This window comes from Nonomuraea solani, assembly GCF_900108335.1.
Lineage (GTDB): Bacteria > Actinomycetota > Actinomycetes > Streptosporangiales > Streptosporangiaceae > Nonomuraea > Nonomuraea solani.
The window spans coordinates 708,929-724,982 of record NZ_FNVT01000003.1; the positions used below are offsets into that span (position 1 = coordinate 708,929).

17 protein-coding genes are annotated in these 16,054 nt (G+C 71.8%); 11 read left to right on the plus strand and 6 right to left on the minus strand.

Annotated features, from left to right (window positions below):
- Positions 1-6: 6 nt before the first annotated feature.
- Together C4V41_RS14355 and C4V41_RS14360 are read right to left on the minus strand one after the other, a co-directional pair.
- Positions 7-3,093 carry a DUF4153 domain-containing protein gene (locus C4V41_RS14355; protein ID WP_103956303.1) on the minus strand — a complete coding sequence of 1,029 codons (3,087 nt, stop codon included), beginning with the start codon at positions 3,091-3,093 and terminating at the stop codon, positions 7-9.
- Entirely contained in the window at positions 3,090-3,773 is a 684-nt protein-coding gene (locus tag C4V41_RS14360; RefSeq protein ID WP_407669990.1) for a response regulator transcription factor, read from the minus strand. Before C4V41_RS14360 ends, C4V41_RS14355 begins: the two co-directional genes overlap by 4 nt.
- A gap of 72 nt (positions 3,774-3,845) precedes the next feature.
- Here C4V41_RS14360 and C4V41_RS14365 point away from each other — a divergent pair, with 72 nt between their 5' ends.
- The 3 genes from C4V41_RS14365 (at position 3,846) to C4V41_RS14375 (ending at position 6,097) form a co-directional block, all read left to right on the plus strand.
- A complete protein-coding gene (locus tag C4V41_RS14365; RefSeq protein ID WP_103956305.1) occupies positions 3,846-4,700 on the plus strand; it encodes an arylamine N-acetyltransferase family protein in 855 nt (284 codons plus the stop codon).
- 16 nt (positions 4,701-4,716) lie between these two features.
- Entirely contained in the window at positions 4,717-5,778 is a 1,062-nt protein-coding gene (locus tag C4V41_RS65825; RefSeq protein ID WP_103956306.1) for a protein kinase domain-containing protein, read from the plus strand.
- A 124-nt stretch (positions 5,779-5,902) separates the two neighbouring features.
- Positions 5,903-6,097 carry a hypothetical protein gene (locus tag C4V41_RS14375; RefSeq protein ID WP_103956307.1) on the plus strand — a complete coding sequence of 65 codons (195 nt, stop codon included), beginning with the start codon at positions 5,903-5,905 and terminating at the stop codon, positions 6,095-6,097.
- Positions 6,098-6,173: 76 nt separating this feature from the next.
- Here C4V41_RS14375 and C4V41_RS14380 read toward each other — a convergent pair whose 3' ends face one another.
- Positions 6,174-6,485 carry a DUF3817 domain-containing protein gene (locus C4V41_RS14380; RefSeq protein ID WP_103956308.1) on the minus strand — a complete coding sequence of 104 codons (312 nt, stop codon included), beginning with the start codon at positions 6,483-6,485 and terminating at the stop codon, positions 6,174-6,176.
- 2 nt (positions 6,486-6,487) lie between these two features.
- Entirely contained in the window at positions 6,488-7,273 is a 786-nt protein-coding gene (locus tag C4V41_RS14385; RefSeq protein ID WP_235030116.1) for an SURF1 family protein, read from the minus strand.
- Positions 7,274-7,378: 105 nt separating this feature from the next.
- Between C4V41_RS14385 and C4V41_RS62920 the strand changes: the two genes are divergently transcribed.
- Together C4V41_RS62920 and C4V41_RS14390 are read left to right on the plus strand one after the other, a co-directional pair.
- Positions 7,379-7,552 carry a hypothetical protein gene (locus C4V41_RS62920; protein WP_200823972.1) on the plus strand — a complete coding sequence of 58 codons (174 nt, stop codon included), beginning with the start codon at positions 7,379-7,381 and terminating at the stop codon, positions 7,550-7,552.
- A gap of 92 nt (positions 7,553-7,644) precedes the next feature.
- Complete coding sequence (locus C4V41_RS14390; protein WP_103956309.1) at positions 7,645-9,114, plus strand: flavin-containing monooxygenase; 1,470 nt, start codon at positions 7,645-7,647, stop codon at positions 9,112-9,114.
- Here the strand turns inward: C4V41_RS14390 and ggt are convergent.
- Complete coding sequence (gene ggt / locus C4V41_RS14395; protein ID WP_103956310.1) at positions 9,104-10,831, minus strand: gamma-glutamyltransferase; 1,728 nt, start codon at positions 10,829-10,831, stop codon at positions 9,104-9,106. The two genes, C4V41_RS14390 and ggt, sit on opposite strands and share 11 nt — an antisense overlap.
- Before the next feature lie 95 nt (positions 10,832-10,926).
- Between ggt and C4V41_RS14400 the strand changes: the two genes are divergently transcribed.
- Both C4V41_RS14400 and C4V41_RS14405 read left to right on the plus strand, forming a co-directional pair.
- Entirely contained in the window at positions 10,927-12,033 is a 1,107-nt protein-coding gene (locus tag C4V41_RS14400) for a sensor histidine kinase (protein WP_103956568.1), read from the plus strand.
- Positions 12,030-12,677 carry a response regulator gene (locus C4V41_RS14405; protein ID WP_103956311.1) on the plus strand — a complete coding sequence of 216 codons (648 nt, stop codon included), beginning with the start codon at positions 12,030-12,032 and terminating at the stop codon, positions 12,675-12,677. Before C4V41_RS14400 ends, C4V41_RS14405 begins: the two co-directional genes overlap by 4 nt.
- On the opposite strand, the gene C4V41_RS14410 is transcribed toward C4V41_RS14405, so the two are convergent.
- Positions 12,658-14,097 carry an FAD-dependent monooxygenase gene (locus C4V41_RS14410; protein ID WP_103956312.1) on the minus strand — a complete coding sequence of 480 codons (1,440 nt, stop codon included), beginning with the start codon at positions 14,095-14,097 and terminating at the stop codon, positions 12,658-12,660. The genes C4V41_RS14405 and C4V41_RS14410 overlap by 20 nt on opposite strands.
- Positions 14,098-14,148: 51 nt before the next feature.
- Between C4V41_RS14410 and C4V41_RS14415 the strand changes: the two genes are divergently transcribed.
- Genes C4V41_RS14415 through C4V41_RS14430 form a run of 4 tightly spaced genes read left to right on the plus strand, consistent with a single transcriptional unit; the run spans position 14,149 to position 15,987 of the window.
- On the plus strand, positions 14,149-14,352 hold the full coding sequence (locus C4V41_RS14415; protein WP_407669991.1) for a hypothetical protein: 204 nt from the start codon (positions 14,149-14,151) through the stop codon (positions 14,350-14,352).
- Between the two features lie 9 nt (positions 14,353-14,361).
- Complete coding sequence (locus C4V41_RS14420) at positions 14,362-14,817, plus strand: Clp protease N-terminal domain-containing protein (RefSeq protein WP_103956313.1); 456 nt, start codon at positions 14,362-14,364, stop codon at positions 14,815-14,817.
- Positions 14,818-14,867: 50 nt separating this feature from the next.
- Positions 14,868-15,632, plus strand: coding sequence for a class I SAM-dependent methyltransferase (locus C4V41_RS14425; protein ID WP_103956570.1), 765 nt, complete (start codon positions 14,868-14,870; stop codon positions 15,630-15,632).
- Complete coding sequence (locus C4V41_RS14430; protein ID WP_103956314.1) at positions 15,616-15,987, plus strand: VOC family protein; 372 nt, start codon at positions 15,616-15,618, stop codon at positions 15,985-15,987. Before C4V41_RS14425 ends, C4V41_RS14430 begins: the two co-directional genes overlap by 17 nt.
- The last annotated feature ends 67 nt before the right edge of the window (positions 15,988-16,054 follow it).

A 16,054-nucleotide genomic window follows, 5' to 3' on the forward strand; every position in this document is an offset into this window, starting at 1 on the left:
CAAGATTCAATCAGAGCGATCCTGGAACAACGGATGACACCGCAGTGACCTGTCCACGGGCCGCTCCGCCATCAGGTCGACGGCCTGCGATCGGGCCAGGTTCCAGCCGTTCCACGGGTCGTGGCCGAGCAGCCCGTTGGTCGCGGACACCCGGGCGAGCACGCAACTGCGCTGCGGCTCGGGCAGCCGGTCCAGGGCGGGCACCGCCTCCGCGCCCAGGTCGCCGAGGTAGGTGAGATCCATCTTGGCGACGGTGCGCACCGCCACCTGCGACTCCGCCACCCGCAGATCGGGATTCACGAGCGCGAACGCGCCCAGCCCCAGCCCGGTGACCAGCACGATCGTCCTGGGCAGCCACCCGGACCCGCGCCCGGTCAGCCGCGCCGCGCCGGCCAGCAGCACGAGCGCGAACAGCGCGCCCATCCACCAGACGACGGCCTCCACGGACAACCGCAGCCGGGACAGGCCGTAGGCGTCGGTGTAGAGGTTCATCCGGTGCAGCGCCGAGGCCAGGATCACCATGGTCAGCCCGCACAGCACACCGAGCAGCAGCGCCACCGGCCAGCGCTCGTGCCGCTCGACCTTGACCAGCCCGGCGGTCACCGCCACGATGCCCAGCACGAACACGCTGACCACCACGAGCTGGAAGAACCCCTGCCTGGCGTATTCGGCGTAGGTCAGCCCGGCCGTCTTGAGCACCCAGGTGTTGCCGCCGAACAGCGCCGTGATCTGCACCGCCACGAACGAGGCGAACAGCAGGTTCACCGCCGTGAGCGGCACGGCCCAGAGGCTCCTGCTCACCTTGAACCGGGTGTTGGGCCCGACGGGGTCGACCACGGGCCTGAGCGCGACCAGCACCACGGCCGCCAGCAGCACCGCGAACGTCCCGAACAGGATGATCCGCGACGGGATGGACTCCGCCCAGTCGGGCGCGGCCGTCACCCGCTCCAGGAAGGCGGCGAACACGGCGTCCGCCGAGGCGAACAGCAGCCCGAACACCAGCAGCAGCACCGCCGTGATGCCCAGCGCGGCCACCATCGGCAGGATCCGCCGCTTGGCCGTCAGCCCTTTCAGCGGCTTGGCCAGGAACCACGGCACCGGGCCGAGGGTGATCAGCACGGACATGCCGCCCCTGATCACGCCCAGCCAGCCGGCGCCCGCGCCGGAGACGGCCAGCGCGCCCAGCCCCGCCCCCGCGAAGAGCAGCGCCGCCACCAGCCAGTCGGCGTCGCGCACCGCCGCCATGGAGATCAGCCAGTACGCCGTCACGCCGAACGCCACCGTCCACGGCGTCATCCGCCGCAGCACGGCCGGCAGCGCGGCGGCGCCGAGCACCATCGCGACCAGCACGATGCCCAGCCCGACGTGCGCGCCGGGCAGCGCCACCGCCGCGAACACCCCGGCGCCCGCCGCCGCGGGCAGCAGCCATCGGGGCGGCTCGGGCAGCTCGGGCCTGGGGAAGAGCGGCGGCGGCACGTAGGGCGCCGCCGGCCCCGCCTGATTCCGGTACGGTGCCGCTCCCTGGGCGGCCGCCTGGTACGCCGCCGCGGCCCGCCGCCCCGACCCCGCGCCCATGGCCGCGCCGACGCCGCCCAGGACGGCGACGCACATGACGAACGTGACGAGCGCCAGCCCGTCGCCCACGGTCACACTGACGAGCACGGCCGCGAACATGCCGATCAGGAACCCGATCAGCAGCCCGATGACCCCGCCCGCGACCATCCGGGCCAGCCCGCCCCCGGTGGGCGCGGGCGGCACGAACCCGCCAATGGGTGGCCCTCCGGGAACACCGGGCCCGCTCAGTCCAGGCGGCCCATAGGCCCCGCTGAAAGCACCAGGAGCCCCGCCGAAAGCGCTCGGCCCGGACATTCCCGCAACACTCAGACCGGCCGGCCCGGCACCGCTCAGAACGGGCGTTCCACCAGAACCCACCCCAGGCCCGCTCACCTCGGCAACGGCGCCCTCGGGCTCCCGGGCCTCACCGGCGGCTGCCCCCGCCGCCGCGCTCACGGCCGGCACCCGCTCCACCTCGGCGGCGGCCCGAGCGACCTCGCGCTCCTCTTCCCCCTTGGCCGGCTCGGCCTCAAGCGGTACGTCCGCCATCGTGGTCCTCCCTGGTAAATCGACCACCATGCGGCATCCCGCGCAGTCGTCGATGCGAATGGATCCCCCGTGCAGTTCGACGATCTCCTTGACGATGGCCAGCCCCAGCCCGGCGCCTCCGGCGTCCGCCGTCCGCCCGGCGTCCAGCCGGGAGAAGCGCTCGAACACCCGCCCCCTGGCCGACGCGGGAATCCCGGGCCCGAGGTCGGTGACGGAGATCCGCACCCCGGCCCCCTCGGGTGATCCGCTCACGGTCACCACACCGTCCGGCGGGCTGTGCCGTACCGCGTTGTCGAGCAGGTTGGCCAGGACCTGGGCCAGCAGGTCGGGGTCGGCGCGCACGACCAGGCCGGAGGGGACCGCCGGGCGGATCACGACGTCCTCGCGCGCCAGCCCGGCCTCCCTGACGGCCTGCTCGACCAGCGTCGCCAGCTCGATGGACTCGGCCTCGATCGGCCGCGCGCCGGAGTCGAGCCTGGACAGGTCCAGGAGCTGGGCGACGAGCCGGCCGAGCCGCTCGGTCTGGGCGAGCGCGGTCCGCATGGTCACGGGGTCGGGGGCGGAGACACCGTCCACGACGTTCTCCAGCACGGCGCGCAGCCCGGTGATCGGGGTACGCAGCTCGTGGCTGACGTTCGCGACCAGCTCGCGCCGCTGCCGGTCCACCTCGGCCAGGTCGGCCGCCATCGCGTTGAACGCCCTGGCCAGCTCCCCCACCTCGTCCCGCGACGTGGCGCTCACGCGCAGGCCGTAACTGCCCTTGGCGATCGTCTGGGCGGCCCTGGCCATCTGGCGCAGCGGCTTGGTCATGCCCATGGCCAGCACCTGGACCATGATCAAGGCCAGGATCACGGCGACCGCGATCCGTACCTCCCGGGAGAAGCCGGAGGCGATGCCGACCTCGTTCACCACGAACGCGGTCGCCACGGCCAGCACGATCACGATGCCGAGCTTGACCTTGATCCGGCCCAGGAAGTCGAGCGGCCTCATCGCCGCACCAGGGCGTATCCGACGCCGTGGACGGTGCGCACCACGTCGGAGCCCAGCTTGCGGCGCAGCGCCCGGACGTGGCTGTCCACCGTCCTGGTGGCGGCCGCCTCCGAGAAGCCCCACACGTCGGACAGCAGCCGGTCGCGCTCGAAGACCTGCCCGGGCCGCTCGGCCAGCCGCCGGAGCAGGTCGAACTCGGTCCTGGTGAGCTGCGCCTCCACGCCGTTGACGAACACCCGGCGGGCCGCGGTGTCGATCTCGACCTCGCCCACCCTGATCACCGTGTCCTCGACCGCGAGCTGTGCCGCCCGCTCCACCCGCCGCAGCAGCGCGTGGATCCGGGCGACCAGCTCGCGCATGCTGAACGGCTTGGCCAGGTAGTCGTCGGCCCCGACGCCGAGCCCGACCAGCACGTCGGTCTCGTCGCCGAGCGCCGTCAGCATGAGGACGGGCACCGGCCTGGCCGCCTGCATCCGACGGCACACCTCCAGCCCGTCCAGACCGGGCAACAGCCGATCGAGGATCACCAGGTCCGGATCGGCCTTGCCGTACTGGACCAGGGCGTCCTGCCCATCTCCCGCCACCCGGACATCGAAGCCCTCGGCGGCGAGCCGGTTCCGTACGGCCAGGGCGATCGTCACATCGTCCTCGACCACGAGGATGCGTCGCTGCTCTGCCACGTACGAAAGACTAGAAGCGCGCTGTGCAGACGACACTCCTAAATATGTGCACATACAGTGCAGACTTGGCTGGTGAACACAGCCGGATACCTCCGCCGCCTCGGCCTGCCCGCCCTGCTCAACGCCCCCACGAGCGCGGAGAACCTGCGGGCCCTCCACGTCGCGCACATCGAGAAGGTCTCGTACGAAGCGCTGGAGATCTGGCTGGGCCGTCCCACCACCGTCGATCCCGTGGAGTCGGCCGAGCGCATCATCCAGGGCCGCGGCGGCTACTGCTACCACCTCAACGGCGCCTTCTCCGAGCTGATCGCGGCCCTCGGCTACGACGTGACCAGGCATGTCGGCGGCGTACAGAACCGCGGCGCGGAGCCCGGCATCACCGCCAACCACCTGGTGCTCACGGTGCGCGGCCTGCCGTCGGCGGACAATCCGGGCGGCGAGTGGCTGGCCGACCTCGGGCTCGGCGACGCGCTGCACGAGCCGCTGCCGCTGGTCGCGGGCACCTACCGGCAGGGCCCCTTCCAGTACGTCCTGCGCCCGTCGGAGGTCGCCCCCGGCGGCTGGCGCTTCGACCACGACCCGAGCGGCTCGTTCGAGGGCATGGACTTCGGCCTGGCCCCCACCGGAATGTCCGCGTTCACCGACATGCACCACCACCTGACCACGTCGCCGACGTCCGGCTTCGTCCGCGTGGCCGCGGTGCAGCGGCGCGACGCCTACGGCGTGGACACCCTGCGCGGCCTCGTCCTGACGCGGCTCGGCAACGGCAAGCAGACGGTCACCCTGAGCAACGCGGCCGACTACTACGCGGCGCTGGCGGACATCTTCCTGCTGCCGCTCGACGACGTGAGCGCCACGGAGAAGGACAAGCTCTGGCGCCGGGTGCACGACGCGCACGAAAGATGGCTCAGCGGCGACCCCGCATGATGGACTGGGGCTCGACATGGCTGAGACCAGGAAGCTGAACGGTCGCTACCGGCTGCTGAACGCTCTGGGCACGGGATCCGTGCGCCTGGCCTTCGACGAGGCGGAGCATCGTGACGTCGCCGTCAGGGAGTTGCGCGTGCCCCCGGAGCTGCGGGACGCCGCGCTGCACGAGGCCCGCCTGGCCGCGGGGCTGCGGCACGCCTCCATCGTGCGGGTGCTCGACGTGGTGGTCGAGGACGGTGCTCCGTGGCTGGTCATGGAGTTCGTCTCCGGGACGTCGCTGGAGCACGCCGTGCACTCGCACCGCCCGCTGCCCGTCGCGCAGGCCGCCAGGATCGGCGTCTACGTCCTGTCGGCCCTGACCGCCGCGCACGAGGCCGGGATCGTGCACGGCCGGGTCGCGCCCGGCAACGTGCTGCTCACCGCGACCGGCCGGGCGGTGCTCACCGGCTTCGGCTTCCCCAGTCTCAGCATGCTGCCTTCCGCCGACCTGTGGTCGCTGGCCGCCACGCTGCACTTCGCGGTGGAGGGCCGCCCGCCGGGCCAGGTGCCCGCCGGGGGTCTTGACCCGCTGAGGTCGCTGGTCAGGGCGATGCTGCGGCCGATGGGGGCGCCGCCGGTGGAGGTGGTGCGCGAGACGCTCGACCGGCTGGCGGTGGACCGCCCGCTCGACGCCCTCGTCGCGGCGTCGGGCCCGCTGCCGCCCGCCACCGTGGCCATGATCGGGCTGGCCGTGATCGACCGGCTCGCGGCCTGGGGCGAGTTCCACGGCGGAGTGCAGCCGGGCAACGTGCTGATCGACGCGGGCGGCCGGGCCCGGCTGACGCCGCTCCTCAGGTCGGGAACGGTCCCGGCCTACACGGCGCCCGAGGGCGCCGCCACCCAGGCCGCCGATCTGTGGTCGCTCGGGGCCACCCTCTTCACCGCCGTCGAGGGCACCCCGCCCGCGCCGGGCGCGCCGCTGCGGCGCGCGGGAGCGCTGGCGCCCGTCCTGTTCCGGCTGCTGTCGGGCAACCCCATGGAACGTCCCACGCTGGACGAGCTCCGCCGCGACCTCCTGGCCATCGCCCCACCGTGAAAAGTGCGACAACAATTGCGATACATCGCGTTATGGAACCCAGAGGGTGGGTTCACACGTTGGACAGGGGACGCACAATGTGGGAGAGGCGGGGCGCGCGCTCCGCGTTCGGAGGATGTTGAGGATGTCGCCAGTCCAGAAGTACGCCATTGGCGCAGGCGCCGCGGTGCTGCTCTCTCTGATCATCTTCGGAACCGGATGGATCACCCTTCTGGTAATCCTGGGCGTGGTCGCCGCCCCGGTGGTCGGATACCTGATGCTCGACCCGTCGCAGCGCGAGCGGCTCAAGAGGGCCCGCAGGCGCGGCATCGGCCACTGAGGTCGCTGAGGTCGCTGAGGTCGCCGAAGCCACGCTGAAGCGACGCTGGGGCCGCCGAGGTCCGGCGGCGGGGGCCTCAGGCCTCCGCCGCGGCCGGCGCCGCCTGCACGCGCTGGGTCACCCGTCGCTCGACGTAGAACGACAGGAACGGCACCGTGCCGCCGAGCATGACACCGAGCATGTACGGCCACGCCCAGCGCGCCTTCATGCCCAGGTTCATCACCGCGACCAGGTAGAGCATGTAGAGCCCGCCGTGAATGGGGGCGATGATCTTCGAGAGCGACGCCTCGCCGAAGCCGTAGCGCAGCACCATGGCCACGCAGAGGATGAGCAGCATGACGCCGACCACGTAGGCGAGCACCCGGAAGGGCTTGAGAGCCGATTCCACCGTTAACCTTCCAGAACCATCTCAGGGGACGACTTGCCGCGGTCCCGATCACTTCGCACGGCATCGCGCACGAAGTGGAACCACATGAAGACGGCGAATCCAGCGAAGATCCACCAGTTGGCGGCATAAGCCAGATTACGCCAGGTCAGTGTGCCGCCGACCACCGGCGGAGCGACCTTGACCGGTGTCAGCGAGCCTGACGCCGCCTGCGCCACGACGAAGCCGGTGCGCACCTGCTGCCCGGCCCACAGGTTGACCAGCTCGCCCGTGGACACGGTCTGCACCTGGCCGGCGGGCAGCCCTTCCGCGCGCCGCTGCACGCTGTCGGTGCCCTGCTGCGGCCGCAGCCGCCCGGCCACCGTGACCCGGCCCTGCGGCACGGCCATCGCCGCGGCGTCGCCGGCCTTGGCCGTCCAGCCGCGTACGACGGGCATCAGCGTGCCGTCGTCGAGCTTGACCGGGGTGAGGACCCAGTAGCCGTCGTCGCGCGAGACGTTGCCGCCGGGGGCGTCGACGTCGGCCCGCCGGTCGGCCACCAGGAGCTGGCGGCCGGCCTCGTAGACGCCTTCGGCCGTGACCTGCCTGCCGACGGCGTCGCCGGGCATCTGCGCGCCCACGGGGGCGAGCGTGGCGACCCCGACGGGCGCGGGATCCGTGGCGGCGTGCGGCTTTCCCGAATCTTGGAAGACGCCGAGCTGCCAGCGGCCGAGCAGGATGAACGCGACGAGAACCCCGGCCGTGAGCAGGTGCAACCCCATGACACGGGGAGAGAGCAGGGTCCTCAGCATGCTTCAAAGCTATCCGCCGTGGTGGCCGGTCCCCTAATCAGCCCATCCCTATAGATCCCGCCAAAAGGCGCAAACGACGCAGGCGATCACGCTAGGCTGCTGGCCATGTCTGACCAGCACATAGACCCGGCGGGCAACACCCAGGCCTTCCGCGCGTTCGCCAACGCGCGCGAGCAGGAAGCCGCGGTCCCGCCCAAGAAGTCGCCCCTCGTGCCCATCATCGCGGTCGTCGCCGCGATCGTGATCATCGGCGTCGCCGCCTTCCTGCTGCTCCGGTAGCCATCAAGGAAGGATCACCCGCCGCGGGGGCCGTGGCGGGTCTTCGTCGTTCCCGTACGTGACACGCCGACCTCTGCTCCCTATATTGGATTATGCGTCCAATAAGCGTGGGAGGGCCAGTGATAGCGATCATCGGGTCCGGCTTCGCCGGGATCTGTATGGCCATCAAGCTCAAAGAAGCCGGATATCACGACTTCGTCATTCTGGAGAAGGCCGCGGAACCGGGCGGCACCTGGCGCGACAACACCTATCCCGGCTGTACGTGCGACGTGCCCTCGCACATGTACTCCTTCTCGTTCGAGCTGAACCCCGCCTGGTCGCGGATGTTCTCCCCGCAGCAGGAGATCCAGGACTATCTGCGCGCCTGCGTCACCACGTACAACCTCACCCCCCACCTCCGGTACGGCAAGAACGTCGTCGGCCTCGAATACGACGACGACCGGCGCGACTGGTCGGTCACCACGGACGACGGCGTCACGATGCGGGCGAACGCGGTGGTCTCCGCCATAGGCGCCCTCCATATCCCGAAATTTCCGGAAATTGTGGGGCGGGAGTCGTTCGCCGGGCCCGCCTTCCACTCCGCCGAATGGGACCATTCGGCCGACCTGACCGGCAAACGCGTCGCCGTCATCGGCACCGGCGCCTCCGCCGTCCAGTTCGTCCCGCAGCTCGCCCCCACCGCCCGCCACCTCACCGTCTTCCAGCGCACGGCCCCCTGGCTCCACCCCAAGCCGGACTTCGCCTTCTCCCCCGCCGCCCGCCGCGTCCTGCGCCTGCCGGGCCTGGCCAGAACCCTGCGCGGCGGCATCTACTGGGCCCTGGAGAGCAGGGCGCTCGGCTTCGCCGTGGACCCCCGGCTGATGAAGGGCCACGAACGGCTCGCGCTCCGGCACCTCCACGCCCAGGTCTCCGACCCGGGCCTGCGCCGCGCCCTCACGCCCGACTACCTCATCGGCTGCAAGCGCATCCTCATCTCCAGCGACTACTATCCGGCCCTCACCCGGCCGGACGTCACGCTGGTCACCGACGGGATCACCGAGATCAGGGAGCGCTCGGTCGTGGACACCACGGGGACCGAGCACGAGGCCGACGCGATCGTCTACGGCACCGGCTTCAAGGTCGTGGACGCGATGAGCGGCCGGCACCTCGTCGGCAGGGACGGCCTGAAGATCCAGGACGCCTGGCAGGACGGCGTCGAGGCCTACTACGGCATCACGACGTCGGGCTTCCCCAACCTGTTCTTCCTGCTCGGCCCCAACACCGGGCTGGGGCACCAGTCGGTCGTGTTCATGATCGAGTCGCAGGTCCGCTACATCGTCGAGTGCCTGCGGCTGCTCTCGCGCACCCAGGCCAGGGCCGTGGACGTCAAGGCCGGGGCGCAGCGGGCGTTCAACGAGCGGCTGCGCGCCCGGCTCGACCCGCTGGTGTGGAACGCGGGCGGCTGCTCGTCCTGGTATCTGGACGAGCACGGCGTGAACCGGACGATCTGGCCGGGCTTCACCTTCGAGTACTGGGCGCGTACGAAGAGGGTGAAGCCCGGCGCCTACGAGCTCATCTATTAGTCGAGACCACCATCGCGCTGCCGCCGCCGCGCCGGGACGGCTCGGCCACGGCCTGGATGATGCCCCTGCCGCGGAGCTCCAGCGCCGTGGCGGCCCCGATCTCCGGGTTGAGGGCGAAGCTGTGCCCCTTGGCCTCCAGTTCGGCGCGGTAGCGGTCGAGGAACGCCTGCTCGGCCTGCGTCTGCGCGGTGTTGCGCTGGGTGGCGCGCGGCGCGGCGAGGGCGTCGGGCAGGTTCATGCCGAACTCGTACCGGTTGATCAGGATCTGCAGCACGGTCGTGATGATCGTCGAGCCGCCGGGCGAGCCGGCCGCGAGCACCGGCCTGCCGTCGTCGAACACCAGCGTCGGCGCCATCGACGAGCGCGGCCGCTTGCCGGGGGCCGGCAGGTTCGGGTCGCCGGGGGCCGGGCCGAAGGTGAAGTCGGTCAGCTCGTTGTTGAGCAGCACGCCGCGCCCCGGCACCACGATGCCGTTGCCGCCGGTGGACTCGATGGTCAGGTTGTAGGCGATGACGTTGCCCCAGCGGTCGGCGACGACCAGGTGGGTGGTCTCGGGGCCCTCGTCGGTGATCGGGGTGGCGGTGCCGGTGGGCCGGCCACAGCCCCGGTAGGAGCCGTCGGGCTCGCCCGGCAGGGCCGGGTGCGCGATGGCGGTGGCGCCGATCTGGCAGGACCGCTCCTTGGCGAAGCCGTCGGAGAGCAGCTCCTTCAGGGGCACGCCGGGGATGTCGCCGACGTATTTGCCGCGGTCGGCGAAGGACAGCCTGGACGCCTCCAGGTATTCGTGCAGGCCCACCCGCGGCAGGGCTTCGAGGATGTTGAGCGCCTCGCCGACCGTCGAGCCGCCGGAGGACGGCGGGGCCATGCCGTACACGTCCATGCCCTTGTAGGAGATCTTGGTGGGCTCGCGGAACAGGGCGCGGTAGGCGCGCAGGTCGGAGAGCTCCATCAGGCCGGGCCGGACGTTGCGGGTGCTGCCGGGGGTGACCGGGGGCCGCTTGACGGTGGCCACGATCTCCTTGCCGAGCTGGCCGTCGTACAGCCAGCTTGGCCCGCGTCTGCCCAGCTCACGGTAGGTGGCGGCGAGCTCGGGGTTCTTGAAGACCGACCCGACGGGCGGCGGGGCGCCGTTCGGCAGGTAGAGCTTGGCCGTCGAGCTGATGTCCTTGAAGCGGGCGGCGTTGGCGGCGGTCTGGTCGAAGAAGGTCTGGTCCACGACGAAACCGTTGGAGGCGACGTCGATCGCGGGCTTCAGTGCCTGTTCGAGCGAGATCGTGCCGAATCTGCGCAGGGCCAGGTCCCAGTTCGCGACCGTGCCCGGCACGCCCGCCGACAGGCCGCTGGTGACGCCCTCCTCGAACGGGATGCCCTCCAGCGAGGTCGAGGTCATGGCCTGCGGCGCGGTCTCACGGCCGTCGATCGTGAAGACCTTGCGCTGCCTGGCGTCGTAGTAGACCATGAAGCCGCCGCCGGCCAGGCCCGACGAGTACGGCTCCGTGACGCCGAGCACCGCGCCGGCGGCGACGGCGGCGTCCATGGCGTTGCCGCCCTTCCTGAGCACGGCGATGGCCGCCCTGCTCGCGTCGAGGTCGACGGTGGCGACGGCGCCACCGTACCCTTCGGCGACGGGGACCTTCTGCGGGGGCTCGGCCAGCGCGGGAGGCGCCGACACGAGCGAGACGAGGACTGCTGCTGCGGGAACGATCACACGGCGCATGGTCTCCACGATGGCGTAGCTACGCCCATCGCGGTAGGGCCCCCTGCCACCCAGGGATGATGCGCTGGTCAGAGGGGTGATCTAGCGTGGGTGACGTGCGCAGGAAGTACGGCTTCGATCCCTATGCCGCTCTTATCGTGGCGGTCGCCCAGCTGGTCATCGGCCGGGGCGCCTCCTGGGGTCAGCGGGAGACCAGGGAGGCTCTCGACCCCCTTGCCATCGGGCTGCTGCTGGTCGGGCCGCTGGCCATCCTCGTCCACCGCCGCTTCCCGCTGCTGTCCACCGCCGCCGCGCTGGCCGCGTGCGACCTGTTCCTGATCGGCGGCTACGCCTACGGCCCGAGCTTCATCAGCCCGGGTGTGCTGCTGTTCCTGCTGGTCGTGCAGGGCAGGCGGCTGCTGGCCTGGGTCATGGCCGGGATGACGCTGCTGTCGTTCCTGAGCTACGGCTGGCTGGTCGGCAACCGCGACGTCTTCCACAACGTGTGGATCCTCACCGTCATCCTGCTGCTCATGGTCGTGGCCGAGCTGGTCAGGATCCTCAAGGAGCGCCGGGCCGAGCGGGAGCGGATCGCCGAGGAGGAGACCAGGCGGCAGGCCAGCGAGGAGCGCCTGACCATGGCGCAGGAGCTGCACGACGTGCTCGCGCACAACATCTCGCTCATCCACGTCCAGGCGTCCACCGCGCTGCACCTCATCGACGGCAACCCCGAGCAGGCCAGAACGGCGCTGGCCACCATCAAGACGGCCTCCAAGGAGGTGCTCGGCGAGATGCGCTCGGTGCTGAACGTCCTGCGCGAGGGCGCCCCCCGCTCGCCGACGGCCGGGCTCGACCGCCTCGACGAGCTGATCGAGCGCTCGGGGCTGCGGGTCAAGCTCAAACGGGTCGGCTCGCGACCGCTGCCGTCGCAGGTGGAGCGGGCCGCGTACCGGATCGTGCAGGAGTCGCTCACCAACGCCGGCCGGCACGCGCCCGGCGCGGAGGTGAGCGTGCGCCTGGAATACGGCGAGACGGAGCTGGCCGTCCTGGTGAGCGACTCCGGGGCGACCAAGCCCGCCGTGCTGTCCGAGTCGGGCAGCGGCAACGGCATTCCCGGCATGCGCGAGCGGGCCTCCGCGCTTGGCGGCACCCTGGTGGCCGGCCCGTCGGACGGCGGCTTCCAGGTCGAGGCCCGGCTGCCACTACCCGAGGAGACTTCATGATCAACGTGCTGCTGGCCGACGACCAGGCGCTGGTCCGGGCGGGTTTCAAGGCGCTGCTCGACGCCCAGCCCGACATGACCGTGGTGGCCGAGGCCTCCGACGGGGCGGAGGCGGTCCGGCTGGCGGCCGAGCACGGTCCCGACGTGGTGCTGATGGACATCCGCATGCCGGGCACCGACGGCCTGACCGCCACCCGGCAGATGCCGCCGGGGCCGCACATCATCATCCTGACGACGTTCGAGCTGGACGAGTACGTCTTCGAGGCCCTGCGCGGCGGGGCCAGCGGCTTCCTGGTCAAGGACACCGAGCCGGCCGAGCTGATCCAGGCGGTGCGGGTGGTGGCGGCCGGCGAGGCACTGCTGTCGCCCAGCGTGACCCGCCGGCTGATCGCCGAGTACGCCACCCGCGCCAAGGCCCCGGTCGCCACCGACGGCCTCGACCAGCTCACCGAGCGCGAACGCGAGGTGCTCGCCCTGGTCGGCACCGGCATGACGAACGACGAGATCGCGGCCAAGCTGTTCATGTCACCGGCCACGGCCAAGACGCACGTGAGCCGGGCCATGATGAAGCTGCACGCCCGCGACCGCGCCCAGCTCGTCGTCATCGCCTACGAGTCGGGGCTGGTCAAACCCGGCTGGCTGTGAGCCCCAACCACTCCCTGGCCGCCTCGGTGGGGTCGCCGTCGCCCGCCCAGGCCACGTATCCGTCGGGCCGGATCAGCAGCGCTCCTGCGGGCGGGTCGTCGCAGCGGGCCCTGACCACCTCGATCCAGTCGTCGTCGAGCGTGACGCCGGCGCCCAGGTCGAGCAGCACGGGACGGCCCGCGCGCATCAGCTCGGCCACCCTGCCGCCGCCCTCCAGCGGCAGGTCGGGCACGAACCGGCCGGTCAGCGGGTGCCCGCCGGTGCCGTAGCGGACGCCGGAGTCGTGCAGCAGCGTGGCCAGGTGGCGGGCGGGCTGCTCCAGGGCGAACACCTCGGTGAGCAGTTCGAGCAGCGCGCCGTCCTCGCCCTCCAGCCGGTCCATCATCGCCTGGGCGCGGGTCTGCATGAGCGTGCGGGCGCCGATCGCGCGGCGCTCCGGCTCGTAGGTGTCGAGCAGCGCGCCGTGCCGAGTGTCCGGCACCCGCCCGCGCAGTACGGCGGCCAGCTTCCAGCCCAGGTTGACCGCGTCCGTCATGCCGACGTTGAGCGCCGAGCCGCCCGCCGGGAACAGGTGGGCCGCGTCGCCCGCCAGGAACACCCGCCCGGCCCGGTAGCGCTCGGCCAGCCGGGCCTGCGCGACCGTGCCTGACAGCCAGATCGGCTCGCCGAGCGCCAGGTCGGAGCCCCACACGCGGCGCACGGCCGCCTGGAAGTCCGCCAGGGTGACGGGGCCGTCCGGGGCGATGCCCGGTTCGCGTACGCCGGCGATGAGCACGCCCTCGTGCAGCGACGTGAGCAGCAGCCGGCCGCGCGGCGTACGGTTCCAGCCGGGCCGCAGGCCGTCGGTCTCCAGGGAGTCGAACACGCCTATCCCGGTCTTGAAGTGGCCGATCAGCAGCCCCTCGTCGTCGGTGGTGCCGGCGAACTCGATGCCGGCCTGCTCGCGTACGAGACTCCTGGCCCCGTCGCAGCCGGCCACGTAGCGCGCCCTGAGCCGGTCACCGTCGCCGAGCTCCAGCGTCACCCCCTCCTCGTCCTGGGAGAGCGAGCGCACCTCGCACCCCCGCCTGATCTCCACGCCGAGCTCCAGAGCCCGCTCGGTCAGTAACCGCTCCAGCCGGGGCTGCTGGATCAGCAGCAGCCGCATCGGGATGTCGTCGAGCCCCTCGAACCGCAGCGGCACGCCGCCGAACGGGAACCCGGGCGCCCGGCCCGAGAACGGGCTGCCGACGCTGAAGCGCTCCAGCAGCCCCCGGTGGTCGAGCAGCTCGACGATCTGCCCGCCGAGGCCGTTGGCCTTGGGCAGCTCGCTCGGCTCGGCCCTCTTCTCCAGCACGATCGGGCGGACTCCGGCCAGGCCCAGCTCGCACGCGAGCATCAGCCCCACGGGTCCCGCCCCCACGATCACGATGTCGTCCATGCCTGTCAGGCTAGATTGACAAAAATCGGCTTGTCAAGCTAGCCTGACAGCGTGGACGTTACAGAGCTGTCCGAGCGGATCAGGGCCAACGACCCGGCCATGGGCCTGCGGGCGGTCGGCGCGCTGCACCGGCTGGCCGAGCAGGTCGAAGCGCTGTCCGTGGCACAGGCCAGGGAGCAGGGCTGGACCTGGGAGCAGATCGGCGACGCGCTCGGCATGTCACGGCAGTCGGTGCACGCCAAATACGGGAAGTGAGGGCTGACGATGTTCGGCAAGGAGAAGAGCCCGGTCTGGGTGATCATCAAGGCCGCGTTCGAGGAGGCCCGCCTGCGCGGCGACCGGCGGATGGGCACCGAGCACCTGCTGCTCGGCCTGCTGCACCACGACGCGTCGGCGCGGGCGCTGGGGGTCGACGTGGCCGCCGCCCGGGCGGCGCTCGACGAGCTCGACCGGGCCGCCCTGCGCATGCTGGGGCTGGAGATCGGTGACGCGCCCAAGACGCCGCGCAAGCATCCGGCGGTGCCCAACACGGCGCTCACCTCCAGTGCGCGCGCCGTGCTCAACGCGGCCATCAAGGCCACGACGCGGAAGACCAGGGACGCGGAGACGCCCCGGCACCTGGCGCTCGGGCTCCTGGCGCAGACGCGGCCCGACCCGGCCGCGCAGGTCATCGACCAGCTCGGCCTCGACCGCGCGGCGATACGTGCGCGCGTGGCTTGACCTGAATTGGGTTGATCGGCCGGGCGGGGCGCTGAGATGGTCGGAGCATGATGCGGCGCACGTACGACGACCTCGCCCACGAGGCCGGCACCGTCTCCGTCGACGGCTGGGACTTCTCCTGGCTGAACGGGCGGGCGAGCGAGGAGCGGCCCTCCTGGGGCTACGCCCGGCTGCTGGGCGACCGGATGGCCAGGGCGCGGGCCGCGCTCGACCTCCAGACCGGCGGCGGCGAGATCCTGGCCGGCCTGCCCACCCTTCCTCCCATAACCGTGGCCACCGAGTCGTGGCCGCCCAACCTGGCCCTGGCCGCCGCCCGGCTGCGCCCGCGCGGCGCCTGGGTGGTGGCCGACGACGACGAGCCGCGCCTGCCGTTCGGCAACGGCGTGTTCGACCTGGTGACCAGCCGCCATCCCGTGGCGACGTGGTGGGCGGAGATCGCCCGCGTGCTGCGGCCCGGCGGCACCTACTTCTCCCAGCAGGTCGGGCCGTGGAGCGTGGCCGAGCTGACCGAGTTCATCATCGGGCCCCACGACGGCACGGGACGCGAGCCGGACCGGGCTCAAGAGGCGGCCGAGTCCGCCGGGCTCGAAGTCGTGGACCTGCGATATGAGCGGCTGCGGATGGAGTTCCACGACATCGGCGCGGTCATCTACTTCCTGCGCAAGGTGATCTGGATCGTGCCCGGCTTCTCGGTCGAGCGCCACGAGGACAGGCTGCGCGAGCTGCACGACCGGATCGAGGCGGAGGGCCCGTTCGTGGCCCATTCCTCCAGGTTCCTCATCGAGGCGAGGAGGCCCGATGGCCCGGCTGCGTGACGTGGTGGTGGACTGCCGGCATCCGGCCTCGCTGGCCCGGTTCTGGGCGGCGGCGCTCGACGGGTACGCCGTGGCGCCCTATGACGAGGCCGAGCTGACGCGGCTGCGCGAGAACGGCGTGCTCGACCCGGAGGACGATCCGACGGTGCTGGTCGAGGGCGGGTCGCCACGGCTGTGGTTCCAGCGGGTGCCGGAACGCAAGATCGGCAAGAACCGGCTCCATCTCGACCTGCGCGCCGACGACCTCGACGCCGAGATGGACCGGCTGACCGCCCTCGGCGCCAAGCTGCTGGCCACGCATGACGACTGGGTGGTGCTGGCCGACCCCGAGGGCAACGAGTTCTGCCTGGCCTGACGTCTACAGCGGCCGGAGTACGTCCGGCCGCCCGCGCACTCCCGGCGATGCAGCGCGAACCGCGACC